The organism is Nonomuraea deserti (assembly GCF_004348685.1).
Classification (GTDB): domain Bacteria; phylum Actinomycetota; class Actinomycetes; order Streptosporangiales; family Streptosporangiaceae; genus Nonomuraea; species Nonomuraea deserti.
Window position 1 is genome coordinate 21,249 of record NZ_SMKO01000049.1, and the last position, 12,644, is coordinate 33,892.

General features: G+C 72.5%; 12 protein-coding genes. 6 read left to right on the forward strand and 6 right to left on the reverse strand.

Annotated elements, in window-relative coordinates; translation table 11 throughout:
- From E1292_RS19795 to E1292_RS19815, 5 genes are all read right to left on the reverse strand, one after another.
- On the reverse strand, nucleotides 1-978 hold the full coding sequence (locus E1292_RS19795; RefSeq protein ID WP_132596708.1) for an ABC transporter permease: 978 nt from the start codon (nucleotides 976-978) through the stop codon (nucleotides 1-3).
- Nucleotides 979-1,397: 419 nt separating this feature from the next.
- Complete coding sequence (locus E1292_RS19800) at nucleotides 1,398-2,147, reverse strand: SDR family NAD(P)-dependent oxidoreductase (protein WP_132596709.1); 750 nt, start codon at nucleotides 2,145-2,147, stop codon at nucleotides 1,398-1,400.
- 130 nt (nucleotides 2,148-2,277) lie between these two features.
- The gene (locus E1292_RS19805; RefSeq protein ID WP_132596710.1) at nucleotides 2,278-3,621 is read right to left on the reverse strand and encodes a four-carbon acid sugar kinase family protein; all 1,344 of its coding nucleotides are present in this window, start codon (nucleotides 3,619-3,621) and stop codon (nucleotides 2,278-2,280) included.
- Nucleotides 3,622-3,628: 7 nt separating this feature from the next.
- The gene (locus tag E1292_RS19810; protein WP_132596711.1) at nucleotides 3,629-4,987 is read right to left on the reverse strand and encodes a RuBisCO large subunit C-terminal-like domain-containing protein; all 1,359 of its coding nucleotides are present in this window, start codon (nucleotides 4,985-4,987) and stop codon (nucleotides 3,629-3,631) included.
- Complete coding sequence (locus E1292_RS19815) at nucleotides 4,984-5,646, reverse strand: aspartate/glutamate racemase family protein (protein ID WP_132596712.1); 663 nt, start codon at nucleotides 5,644-5,646, stop codon at nucleotides 4,984-4,986. Before E1292_RS19815 ends, E1292_RS19810 begins: the two co-directional genes overlap by 4 nt.
- Before the next feature lie 254 nt (nucleotides 5,647-5,900).
- Here E1292_RS19815 and E1292_RS19820 point away from each other — a divergent pair, with 254 nt between their 5' ends.
- From E1292_RS19820 to E1292_RS19845, 6 genes are all read left to right on the forward strand, one after another.
- The gene (locus E1292_RS19820) at nucleotides 5,901-6,614 is read left to right on the forward strand and encodes a FadR/GntR family transcriptional regulator (protein ID WP_132596713.1); all 714 of its coding nucleotides are present in this window, start codon (nucleotides 5,901-5,903) and stop codon (nucleotides 6,612-6,614) included.
- 358 nt (nucleotides 6,615-6,972) lie between these two features.
- The gene (locus E1292_RS19825; RefSeq protein ID WP_132596714.1) at nucleotides 6,973-7,749 is read left to right on the forward strand and encodes an enoyl-CoA hydratase/isomerase family protein; all 777 of its coding nucleotides are present in this window, start codon (nucleotides 6,973-6,975) and stop codon (nucleotides 7,747-7,749) included.
- Nucleotides 7,749-8,939: a CaiB/BaiF CoA transferase family protein gene (locus E1292_RS19830; RefSeq protein WP_132596715.1), complete on the forward strand. Its 1,191-nt coding sequence runs from the start codon at nucleotides 7,749-7,751 to the stop codon at nucleotides 8,937-8,939. Before E1292_RS19825 ends, E1292_RS19830 begins: the two co-directional genes overlap by 1 nt.
- The gene (locus E1292_RS19835; protein WP_132596716.1) at nucleotides 8,927-9,982 is read left to right on the forward strand and encodes a type 2 periplasmic-binding domain-containing protein; all 1,056 of its coding nucleotides are present in this window, start codon (nucleotides 8,927-8,929) and stop codon (nucleotides 9,980-9,982) included. The genes E1292_RS19830 and E1292_RS19835 overlap by 13 nt, the downstream gene beginning before the upstream one ends.
- Complete coding sequence (locus tag E1292_RS19840) at nucleotides 9,979-10,680, forward strand: SDR family NAD(P)-dependent oxidoreductase (RefSeq protein WP_220446946.1); 702 nt, start codon at nucleotides 9,979-9,981, stop codon at nucleotides 10,678-10,680. Before E1292_RS19835 ends, E1292_RS19840 begins: the two co-directional genes overlap by 4 nt.
- Nucleotides 10,677-11,723: an aldose 1-epimerase family protein gene (locus tag E1292_RS19845; protein WP_132596718.1), complete on the forward strand. Its 1,047-nt coding sequence runs from the start codon at nucleotides 10,677-10,679 to the stop codon at nucleotides 11,721-11,723. Before E1292_RS19840 ends, E1292_RS19845 begins: the two co-directional genes overlap by 4 nt.
- Before the next feature lie 31 nt (nucleotides 11,724-11,754).
- Here E1292_RS19845 and E1292_RS19850 read toward each other — a convergent pair whose 3' ends face one another.
- Nucleotides 11,755-12,588: an amidohydrolase family protein gene (locus E1292_RS19850; RefSeq protein ID WP_132596719.1), complete on the reverse strand. Its 834-nt coding sequence runs from the start codon at nucleotides 12,586-12,588 to the stop codon at nucleotides 11,755-11,757.
- Nucleotides 12,589-12,644 lie beyond the last annotated feature (56 nt).

Sequence of the window (12,644 nt, forward strand, 5' to 3'; positions counted from 1 at the left end):
TCAGCTCACCCGCACCCGAGGATCGAGGGCCGCCACCAGCAGGTCCGACAGGAAGGCGGCGAACAGCACGCAGACGGCGGTGAAGAAGGTCACCGCGGCGACGGAGTTGACGTCGTTCTGGTTGATCGAGTCGACCAGCCAGGCGCCCATGCCGTGCCAGGCGAAGATCTTCTCGGTGAAGGTGGCACCCGTGAACATCGTCCCGAACGCGAAGGCGAAATAGGTGGCGGCGGGGATCAGCGCGGTGCGCAGCGCGTGTTTGGTGAGCGCCGTCCTGCGTCTCAGGCCCTTGGCCATGGCGGTGCGGACGAAGTCCTGGTTGAGCACGTCGAGCATCATGTTGCGCTGGATGCGGCTGTAGAAGGCGATCAGGCCGAGGCTGAGCGAGATCGTCGGCAGGATCAGATGGTTCAGCCGGTTGAGGAACTGGTCGAAGCCCGACAGCCGGGGGTTGTACTCGCCGGTGTACTCGATGAGCGAGAACCCCAGCCCTCTGTTCAGGTTGTACGTGGCGATCGCGAGGAGGGTGGCCAGCACGAACACCGGAACCGCCATGATCACGAAGGAGCTCACCCCGATGAACCGGTCGGTGAGCTTGTACTGCTTCACCGCGGAGATCGCGCCCAGCGCCACACCGACGGCGAAGCCGACCAGCGTGCCGATGAGCAGCAGCCGGAGGCTCACCATGATCCGCCGGCCCATCTCGTTGTTGACCGAGCCGCCGTTCCAGGTGCGGCCGAAGTCTCCGGTGATGACACCCTTCGCCCAGGTGCCGTAACGGACGAGCACCGGGGTCTTGTCGTTCAGGTTGTACTCATCGAGCGTCGCGTCGATGACCGCCTCTGCGACCGGTGGCTGGCGCCCTTCGTAGGCCCCTCGCGGGTTCATGGTGGTGGCCGCGAGCATGTACGCCAGACTGGCCGCGATGGCGACCAAGATCACATTTATTGCCAACCTGCGAAGCAGGTACCTGCCCATTACTCTCCGTTCGCGCTGACCGTGGGCGCGGACTTTCCGACTGGAGAGAGGCGCCCTCGCAACGTAAACCCATCTCGCTTGGTGAAATCCACTTGACGCCGAGATGGCGATCAGAGCGCAGAATATATGTAAAAATATAACGGGCAGAAACCGTTGGACGTAACGGTCAGGTCACTCGCATTAGCTCGGCGGTGCCTGTCGCGCACCTCCGGATCCCCGGCTTCACCTGGGACGACGCCTCCTTTCCAGATCCGCCTGACGGCGTCGTCCCTGGGAGTAATGTCACAGAATCCGGACAAAATTTGACGATCGCGCAAGGTGATCCACATCATCTTTGCGATTGTGGTGTGTACGGCGTCAAGTGCGCCCGGCAAGCGCGGCATCGCCGTGCACACCGGCACTTTGGGCGGTCGTCCCCGCTACGGGATCCACTTGCCGCCCGCGACGTCGATCGTCAGCCCGGTGATCCACGAGGAGGCGCCGGAGGCCAGGAAAGCCGTCACGTTCGCGACGTCGAGCGGCGTGCCGAGCCGCCCCAGCGGATGCTCGGCCAGCATGCGGTCCTGGAACTCCTGCGGCATGCGCTCCTCCATCCGCTCCGTCATGATCGTCGAAGGGGCGACGGCGTTGACCCGGATGCCGGCCGGGCCGAGTTCGTGCGCCAGTTGCCTGGTCAGCGCGATGACTCCGGCCTTCGCCGCCGTGTAGGCCACGGAAGCGGGCGTGGGGGTGCGCGCCGCAAGGGACGCCATCGTGATGATCGAGCCGCTCCCCTGCCGTCGCATGCCGGGCAGGAAGCTCCTGACGACCAGGAACGTCGAGGTGAGGTTGGCGTGCACGGTGGCGTGCCAGTCGTCCTCACTCATCTGGTCGATGGGCCGCGGCCTGCCGGTGCCGCCGCCGGCGAAGACCGCCAGCACGTCGACGGGGCCCAGGCGGCGCTCGACCTCCTCGCGCATCGACTCGACGGCCGCGGGGTCGGTGGTGTCCGCGGCCACGCCGGTCGCCGTCCCGCCGATGGACCGCACGGCGTTCTCGATGGCGACGGGATCGCGCCCGTTCACCACGACCCGCATGCCCTGCCCGGCCAGCACACGCGCGGTCTCGCTCCCTATACCTCCAGAACCGCCGGTGACCAGCGCCACCTTTCCTTCAAGATCCGGATACATGGTGATCGTGCTCCCTCCGTCATCGGCGTTTCCCGCCGGCACCTCACCTTGCCCGGTGCGGGTGGCCGGCGGCGTCGGACACACGGGGGTTTCCCGACTGCGTCCCTCGGAGTGCGCGCCGCCGCACGCGCTACTCCCCCCGTCGTACCCGCCCGGCGGCGGCGCGGAGGAAGAAGTCGTCGCCGCCCACCTGGCCGCCCTTCAGCGCCACCTCGATCCCGTCGAACGCCGGCTCGTCCGCGGCCAGCACGCACACCGGCCCGCCGGCGGCCAAGCTGCCCGCCACGTCCAGCGACCGGGCGCCCAGCGCCGCGACGACCTGCCCCGAGGTGTCGCCGCCCGCGATCACCAGCCGCCGCACCAGCCCTGCACGCACCATGGTCGCGGCGATCCGGCCGAGCGACTTCCCGATCCCGTCCGGGTCCCTGGCCGGGCCACGTGTCGACTCGACGATGGTGTGGCGACCGTCGCGCAGGCTGGCCTCCACCTGCTCGACGAGGCCGGCAGGGCCGGACAGGTCTCCGAGCACCCGCCACCCCGCGCGCTCCGCCGTGTCGATCTGGCGGGCGGTGATCGGCGACCGGCTCCCCGACAGGACGAGCACCGGCGCGACCGCTCCCAGCGCTCCCTGCCCCTCCCCGGCCATCGCGCCCCGGCCTTCGCGAACCTCCAGCCCGTCCGCCGCCCTCGCCCCCAGGCCGCCCCGAACCTCCAGCCCGCCCGCCGCCCTCGCGCCGGCAGGTCCCTTGCCGGCGGCCGGCGCTCCGGCGCTGGTGAGGGCTGAGGCGAGGGCGTAGCTGAGGCCGCCGGAGCCGACGCAGCACAGCGGGGTACGGGTGGCGGCGTCGGCGAGCAGCAGCCGGCCGAGCGCCATGACGTGTTCGTCCGTCATCGCGTCCGCCACGAAGGCCGCGTCCCCGGCCCTCGCCCGGTACGCCTCCTCCGACGGCGACGCGGGCAGCCACCCGATCCGTCCTGCGCCCTGCCCGGCCAGGCGCGCCCGCAGGTCTGCCTCCGTAGCGGGGGTGACCGGGTGGTCGCGTGCCGGCGGGTACCGGTCGAGCCGGTGGACCTCGTCGCCCGCGCGTACGAAATGGTTGGCGAACCACGTGTAGCGGCCCAGTTCGGGCTGTGCGGCCAGCACCGGCACGGGACCCCGCGCCAGGCCTTCACGGTGCAGGGCCGCGACGACGGCCCCGATGCTCCCGTGCTCCGGGGACGAGTCGAAGGTCGAGCAGACCTTGTACTGGATGACCAGCGGCCGCAGCGCCGCCAGCGCCGTGAACGCGGGCAGCACCACGGAGGCGGGGTCGGCCGACGCCCGGGCCGTGGTGGCGATGCCGATGACGTCGTCCCGGTCGTGCAGGTACGCCGCGTCGGTGACCAGGGACCCGGTCAGCCCGAACCGCCTGAACTGCCACAACGCGTCGGTCGCGCCCGTGAAGTCGTCGGCTGCGAAGGCGATGCGCGTCACCGGTGCCTCACTTCCGCACCACCCCGCCGAAGTGTTCCAGCGCCCTGGCCAGCTCCGGCTCGTGCACCTCGGTCAGCGGCACGCCCGCCACCGCCGCCGCCCACGCCTGCCGGATGCTGGTGATCCCGGCCGCGGGCCCGTCCGGGTGGCCGAGCACGCCGCCTCCCGCCAGGACGAGCAGGTCGCTGGTGCCGGTGCGGTCCAGGGTGACCGGCGCGGTGCCGGCCCACTGCGCGGACGACAACACGGGCAGGCACGGGAAGCCGCCGAGCAGCGGTTCGCGCACCGCCGCCACCGTCCGCTGCACGTCGTCGTCGGTGACGTAGAACTTGCTGTGGAACCCGCCGCAGTGCAGGTGGTCGACCCCGGCCAGGCGGGCCAGCTTCTGGTAGGCGACGTGCGCGATGCCGATCCCCGGGTGGCGGAACAGGGCTCCGGTGCCGGTGACGTGCCCGTGGATCGGCACGCGGGAGTGCCGGCGCAACATCGCGACCGCCGGGAGGCCCACGACGTTCAGGTTGACCATGACGCAGGTGCCCCCGGCTGCCACGACGAGGTCATGATTGGCGAGCATCCGGTCGGGTTCGTCGCTGATGTTGAACGCGTACATCGGCCGCCGCCCGGTCCGCCGTTCGACCTCGTCGAGCGCGCCCGTGACCGCGCGCACCCGCTGCGGCAGCGGCGCGGGCGGGCAGTCGCCGTTCACCTCGTCGTCCTTGACGAAGTCGGCCCCGGACAGCCCGAGTTCCAGCACCAGGTCCACGTAGTCGGAAGGGCGCAGCCCGACGTTGGGCTTGACGATGGTGCCGATCAGCACCCCGCCGGGACGCCCCACCAGCCGCCGCGTGCCCTCCACCGCGAAGCGGGCGGGCAGGTACGCCTCCCCGAAGGCCGCCGGCAGGTCGAGGTCGACCAGCTTCAGCCCGGCCAGCTCGCGTAGCTCGAACAGGTTGCCGGCGACCACGGGGAGCAGGTTCGTGAGCGACGGCCCCGTATTGGCCAGCGGGAACCCGATCCGCACCAGGCCCGCCGTGAGCGGCCCGTCACCGGCCGCGCCCGGCAGGGCCTCGGCGACCGGCGCGGGGATCTCGGTCATGCCGAGCACCACCGCGCCGTGCCGGGCGCGCAGTTCGTCGGTCTCCCCCGCGACGCTGACGAACGTTCCGGTGCTCTGCTCTCCTGCGATCGCGCTCACCGCCTGCTCGAGCGGCAGGCGGGTGAGCACGTGGTACGTGGCGACGGTCAGCTCGCGCCCCGCCCCGCGCGAGGCGGCCGGCTCGGGCCCGGAAACAAGCGAGGCGGCCGGCTCGGGCCCGGCCCCCCGCGGGGCGGCCGGTACGTGCTCCGCTCCCGGCGAGGTGGTCATCGGCCCGCCCGCTCGCCCAGGATCTCCCGGGCCAGGTGTTCCATGGCGAGCGGCGGGCTGGCCAGGATCGGCGCCGTCGCCGGCACCGTGCCGGCGACGCGGGCCATCGACGCCTGGGCCAGCACGACCACGTCGACGTCCCCGCTGAGCTCGCTCAGGGCCTGCGCCACGCGCGCGTCGTGGGTGGCGGCGTCGCCGCTCATCAGCGCCTCGAACGCGCCCTCGCACACCCTGGCGGTCAGCTCGATCTCCCTGCCGGCCGCGGCGGCGCGCCGGCGTACCAGGTCGGCGGTGGGTTCGAGGGTGGTGTTCAGGGTGGCGAGCACGCCGATCCGGCGGCCGAGCGCGACGGCGCGGTCGGCCATCGGGCGGTCCACCCGCGTCACCGGCACGCCGGTCAGCGGCTCGGCGGCCTCGACGGCGGCGCCGATGGAGGAGCAGGTCACCAGGATGTGATCGGCCCCCGCGGCCTCGGCGGAGCCGACGTGACCGGCGACGCGACGCGCGGTCGGGGGTGTGAGGCGGCCCGCGGCGATGGTGTCCTTGATCAGGCTGTCGTCCACGATGTTGAACGTGCCGACGCCGGGCAGGTGCTCGGCGCACAGCTTCGCGAACACGTCGACCAGCGTCGCCGAGGTGTGGATCAGTCCCAGCCTCATGGTCTCTCCATCCGGGGGTCGGTGAGCTGTCGCTCGAGGTCGTGGCGGCGGCGCCCGCGCGGAGGTCGCGGACCTGCGGGGCGCCGGACAGGGGGTCGGCGGCGGTGGCGGTCATCTCGGGCGACTGGTCGTGCCACTCCCAGGAAACGTACTACCGAGATCGCGGATTGTTAAGAGCCTTCATCGGATGAAGTGCAAACATCATCCGATGAAGGTCTAGGAAAAGGCGCGCGCTCGGGGTACCTTGCGGAACCGTGGCAACAGATCCCCAGCCGGACGCGGCCCGGCACGTCCAGGTCGTCCAGGCACTCGGCGCCCAGATCGTCGGAGGCGCGCTGGCGCCCGGCACGTCCATCCCCATCGAGGAGGAGCTGGTCGGCGAGCTCGGCGTGGGCCGGTCCGCCGTCCGGGAGGGCGTGAAGGTGCTGGCCGGCAAGGGCCTGCTGGAGACCAGGAGGAGCGCGGGCACCATCGTGCGCCCCCGCGAGTCCTGGAACCTGCTCGACGCCGACGTCCTGAGCTGGCGGTTCGTGCCCGAGCCGCGGCCCGGCGACATCCAGGTGCTGGCCGACCTGCGGGTCGCGCTGGAGCCCGGGGCGGCGCGGGTGGCGGCCGAGCGGGCGGACGCGGCGGCCGTCCGGCGCATCGACGAGGCACTGGCCGCGCTCTACGCCACCGCCGACGACCCCGAGCCGTTCATCGAGGCCGACCTGGCCTTCCACAAGGCGGTGTTCGCCGCGGCGGGCAACGACCTGCTGCTCTACATCTACGACATGATCAGCATCGCCCTGCGGTCCGTGCGCCAGGTGCACACCCGCTCGGTCACCCACAACAAGGAGACGCTGCCCGGCCACGAGCGGGTGGCCGTGGCGATCAGGCGCCACCACCACCGCAAGGCCGAGGAAGCGATGCGCGAGGTGGTCGAGGTCGCCCGCGCCGACGCCGAGCAGCACGTCCGCCTCTGCTGAAGACCCACTGAATTGACATCCTCCCGGTCCTGAAGCTGGAAAACCGGGATTCCAGCCGTCGCCGACTGGCCTTCCTGCTTCACCGCCGGTCGCCCGCCCGAGAAAGGGAACTCTCGTTGAGGTCTTACACCAGCTCCACAGGCGTTTCACCTCTCCGCAAGCCCTGCGGCGAGGCTGCTTTTGATCGTTCGTCCGGTGGCTTGGTTATCGCCACCGTCGAACACGCTACCGAACCGTGCGGTGTCGTGCGGCGTTTCAACGCCGGTTCGCCTGGCGGCGAATCGGCTACCCCTGTCCTGCTCCGCAGGGGTCCGATTCCTCCCCCGCCTGAAGGCGGAGGTCTCCTCGGAGGCATTTGATGAGCGAACAAGTGCACGTTCACCTCGACGTCGACGGCCCCGTGGCCGTCGTCACCCTGAACAGACCCGCCAAGCTCAACGCCATCACCCCCGACATGGCCGCCGCCCTGCGCGCCGGCCTGGACCGGATCGACTCCGACCCGGCCGTACGGGTGGCCGTGCTCACCGGCGCGGGCGAGCGCTCGTTCTGCGTCGGCAGCGACATCGGCGAGCTCGACGCCTACGCGACGCCGTGGGAGTTCCGCAACCGCGGCGACTACGGCGACGCCGTACGCGCCCTGCGCAAGCCGATCATCGCGGCCGTCAACGGCTACGCCTACGGCGGCGGCCTGGAACTGGCCCTGGCCTGCGACATCCGGCTGGCCGCCGACACCGCGACGTTCGCCGCGCCCGAGATCAAGCTGGGCTGGATCGGCGGCAGCGGGCAGTCGGCGCTGCTCGCCCACGCCGTCGGCCCGGGCAACGCGGCCACCATGCTGCTCACGGGCGACCCGATCGACGCCGCCCGCGCCCTGCGGTGGGGCCTGGTCACCGAACTCCACCCGAGGGAGGAGCTGCTGCCGGCCGCGCTGGAGCTGGCCGGCCGGATCGCGGCCCGGCCGCCGATCGCCGCGCAGACGGCCAAGGCCAACCTCAGGGCGGCCTACTCGATGCCGCTGGAGCAGGCCATCCAGTACGAGCGCGACCTGCAGACCGTCTGCTTCGCCACCGCCGACGCGGCCGAGGGCATGGCCGCCTACGCCGAGCGGCGCGAGCCCGTGTTCGAGGGGCGCTGATGGGCGTTCTCGACGGTTACCGCGTGGTCGACCTGTCCATCGCGATGGCGGGGCCGCTGGCCGCCATGCGGCTGGGCGACCTGGGCGCCGACGTGGTCAAGGTGGAGCCGGTGAGCGGCGAGTGGCAGCGGCACGCCCCGGCGGGTGGGGCGACGGGCAACCGGGTGAACGCGTCGTTCCTGTCGCTCAACCGCAACAAGCGCAGCCTGGCCGTGAACCTGAAGGCGGACGAGGGCCGGGCCATCGTGCACAGGCTGGCCGCGACGGCCGACGTGTTCCTGCAGAACTACCGTCCCGGCGTGGCCGAGCGGCTCGGCATGGACCACACCACGATCAGCGGGCTCAACCCCCGCATCGTGTACGTCTCCATGTCCGGCTACGGCGAGAGCGGGCCGTACATGTCGCGGCCTGGCCAGGACCTGCTGCTGCAGGCCATGAGCGGCGCCATGCTGAGCACCGGCCGCGAGGGCGACCCGCCGGCCCCCGCGGGCACGTACGCCATCGACGCCATCACCGCCTACAGCGCCTTCGAGGGCGCGCTCGCCGCGCTGCTGCACCGCGAGCGCACCGGAGAGGGCCAGCGGGTGAGCGTCAACATGCTGGACGCGGCCGTCGCCGTGCAGATGCAGGAACTGTCGGTCTTCACGGTCGGCGGGGTGCCGCAGCGCCGCGGCAGCGAACCGCACGGCCACACCTACATCCGCGCGCCCTACGGCGTGTTCGCCACCAAGGACGGCTATCTCGCGCTCGGCATGCCCCGGCTCGACGTGCTGGCCGTCGCCCTCGACCTGCCCGAGCTCGCGGGCATGGACGGCGACGCCGACGGCCACACCAGGCGCGACGAGATCACCGCGATCGTGGCCCGCCGCCTGCCCGACCGCACGACCGCCGAGTGGCTGGAGATCTGCGCCCGCCACGACCTGTGGGCCGGCCCGGTGTACGGCTACGCCGACCTGGTGGCCGACCCGCAGGTCAGGCACAACGGCTCGTTCGTCACCTACGACCACCGCACCGAGGGCACGGTGACCACGCCCGGCTTCCCCTACGGCTTCAGCGCCACCCCTCCCGAGGTGCGCAGGGGCGCGCCGCTGGTGGGCGAGCACACCAGAGAGCTGCTCGACGAGCTCGGCTACCCGCCGGAGCGCACGGCCGAGCTGGTGGCGGAGGGCGTGCTGGCATGCGAGGACTGACCTGGGACCATCCGAGGGGGTACGCCCCGCTGGACGAGCTGACCCGGCTCGACCTGGCCGGCTCGAACCCGTACGGGGGCGTGCCCGAGCCGATCGTGTGGGACCGGCAGCCGCTCGAAGGTTTCGAGTCGGAGCCGATCGCGCGGCTCTGCGAGACGTACGACGTGCTCGTCATCGACCATCCGGGGCTGGGCGCGGCGGTGGACGCGCTGGTGCCGATGGAGGAGCTGTTCGAGCCGGACGAGCTGGCGGGCCTGCGGGCCGGCACGGCGGGGCGCTGCTTCGACAGCTACCACCTGGACGGGCGCCAGTGGGCGCTGCCGCTCGACGCGGCCACCCAGGTGGCGGCGGCCAGGCCCGGCGTGCAGGTGCCGGCGGAGTGGACGGAGATGGCGGAGTTCGCCCGGGGCACGCGGATGGCGTTGTGCCTGGGCGGGCCGCACGCGTTCCTCATGTTCTGCGCGCTCTGCTCGGGCGACTTCCTGGACGAGGAGGCCGGGGTGAGGGCGCTGGAGCTGATGGCGGAGCTGCTGGCGGCCGCGGAGCCCGAGCTGTCGCTGCGCAACCCGATCGGCGTGCTCGACGCGATGGCGGCGGGCGAGACCGACTGCTGCCCCTTGCTGTACGGCTACGCCGCCTACCCCCTGTCCTTCTCCGACGCCCCCGCCTGGCCGGGCCGGCCGCCGGGCAGCGTGCTCGGCGGCACCGGGCTGGCCGTCTCCAGGCGGCGCGCCGGCACGATCCGCGAGGCGGTCCGCGCCCACCTGCGCCGCCTGCTGTCGGAGCCGGTGCAGGCGGGGTTGTTCCCCGCCACCGGCGGGCAGCCCGCGGCCCGCGCCGCGTGGGAGACCGCCGGGGAGGGCAACGGCTTCTACCGCGACACCCGGGCCACCTTGGAGGCCGCCTGGATCAGGCCGCGCTTCCCCGGCTACATCGCCCTGCAGGAGAGGTCGTCCGCGCTGATCCGCGACGGGCTGCTCGCCCGCGTCCCGGCCCGCGACCTGCTCAAGGACCTGCACCACCACGAATGGAGGAACCCATGACCACGGCGCTCGTCACAGGCGCCGCCGGCGCGCTGGGTCGCGCGATCGTCCGCCGGCTGGCCGCCGACGGCCACCGGGTGGCGGCACTCGACGTCGACGCCAAGACGCTCGAAGGCACCCTCAACCTGGAGACCGACCTACGTGACCCGGCCGCCGTCGAGGCCGCGTTCTCCGAGACGGAGGCGCGGCTGGGGCCGGTCGGCATCCTCGTCAACAACGCGGCCGTCTACCCGGCCCGGCCCTTCCTGGAGGTGCCGCTGGCCGAGTACGACGACGTGCACGCGGTCAACCAGCGCGCCTACTGGCTGGCCGCCCAGCTCGCGGCCCGCCAGATGGGCGACAGGGGCGGCGCCGTCGTCAACATCGCCTCCATCACCATGCACGGCGGCTGGTCCGACCTGGCCGCCTACGTCGCCACCAAGGGCGCCGCCGCCTCGCTCACCAGGGCGCTGGCCCGCGAGCTCGGCCCGAAGGAGATCCGGGTCAACTGCGTCTCGCCCGGCGCGTTCCCGACGGCGGCGGAGAGGATCCATCCGGATCCGGAGGCGTACGACCGGATGGTGCTGGAGCGGCAGGCGCTCCAGCGGCGCGGCAAGCCGGAGGAGCTGGCGGCCGTGGTGTCGTTCCTGACCGGCCCGGACGCCTCCTTCGTCACGGGCCAGACCATCGAAGTCAACGGAGGGTGGGTGATGGCATGACGCCGGACCGCAGGCGGCTGGCCGAGCTGACGGGCGATCTGAGCGCGGCCGGCGGGGTCCGGCTGGTGACGCTCGGCGACGGGGCCGAGCGCGGCATCAGGACGCTGGAGTTCAGGACGGGCTCAGGGCTGGCGTTCGACGTGCTGGTGGACAGGTGCATGGACATCGGGCACGCCGAGCACGGCGGGCGCGCGTTCGGCTGGCGCTCCCCCACCGGCTTCCGCCATCCGGGGCTGCACGAGAACGGCGACGAGGACGGGCTGTCCTGGTTGCGCTCGTTCTCCGGCCTCATCGTCACGGCCGGGCTCGACCACACGCTGTTCGGCGGCGACGTGCCCGCCGGCACCTACCGCTACCCGCCCCGCACGTCGGTGCGGCACGGCCTGCACGGGCGCGCGGGCAACCTGCCCGCCCGGCTGACCGGCTACGGCGAGCGCTGGGACGGCGAGCGCTGCGTGTTGTGGGCCGAGGGTGAGGTGCGCCAGGCCGCGGTCTTCGCCGAGAACCTGCGCCTGGTGCGGCGGATCGAGGCCGACCTCGGGGGCGAGGAGATCAGGCTGGTGGACACCGTCACCAACGCGGGGTTCGAGCCGACGCCGCACATGTACCTCTACCACATCAACCTGGGCTGGCCGCTGCTCGACGAGGGCGCCAGGTTCGAGGCCGCCATCCGCGAGACGCTCTGGCAGAGCGACAGCGTGGCCGAGCAGAAGGCCGGCCACATCGTCTTCCCCGGGCCGGTGCCGGGGTTCGTGGAGCAGGTGTACGAGCACGCGCTCGTCCCCGGCGACGACGGGCTGCACCGGGTGGCGGTGGTCAACGACCGGCTCGGGATGAAGGTGTCCGTGGAGTGGCCGGCGGAGGAGTTCCCGTATTTCTTCGAGTGGCTGAACCTGCGCTCGGGCAACTACGCGGTCGGACTCGAGCCCTCCACGCATCACGTCGCCGGCGACGCCGCGGCGAGGGAGGACGGCAGCATGATCTGGCTCGGCCCGCAGGAGTCGCGGGCTTACCACACCACGTTCCGTGTCGAGGTGGCATGAGGTGACGGCGTCGGCCGCCGGCCGGGGCCGGCTAGCCGTCCAGCCGGTACGCGCGCCGCGCCGCCCCGGCGAAGACGTCGGCGCGCTCGCTGTCCGACAGGCCCGCGCAGAGCTCGTCCGCGGCCTCGGCGACCCGCTCGTAGCCGGCCGCGAGCAGGCACACCGGCCAGTCGGAGCCGAACATCACCCGCTCGGGGCCGAACGCCTCCAGGACGATCTCGGCGTACGGCCGAAGGTCGGCCACCCGCCAGGATGTCCAGCCGGCCTCGGTGACCATCCCGGACAGCTTGCAGGAGACGTTGGGGTGGCGGGCCAGTTCCTGGATCCGGCTGCGCCACGGCTCCAGCTCGCCCGAGGCGATCGGCGGCTTGGACAGGTGGTCGAGCACGAACGTCAGCTCCGGCAGGGCGGCCACGGTGTCGATGGCGGCGGGCAGCTGGTGCGGGAGCGTGAGCAGGTCGTAGGCCAGCCCGGCGGCGGCCACGGCGGCGAGCCCGCGGCGCACGTCGGCGCGGGTGAGCCAGCCGGGGTCGGGCTCGGACTGCACGCCGTGCCTGACGGCGACCAGCCCGTGGGGCAGCCCGGCGAGGGTGTCCGCGGCGTCATGCGCGGTCAGGTCGATCCAGCCGACGACACCCGCGACGAGCTCGGACCCGGCGGCCAGGGCCAGGAACTCGCGGGTCTCGTCGAGGTCGGGCAGCACCTGCACCAGCACGCTGCGGCTCACTCCGGCCGCGGCGGCGGGGCCGGCGAGGTCGTCGAGGGTGAACGTGCGGCGCACGGGGGCCATGGGCTCCGGGTCGAGCCAGGCGTGGGGGCGGACGGACAGATCCCAGACGTGGTGGTGGGCGTCGATGCGGGTCATCACGGCTTCCGGCTCGGTCGGGAGCGGGCGGCGGCCGCCCTCTCCAGCAGGAGATC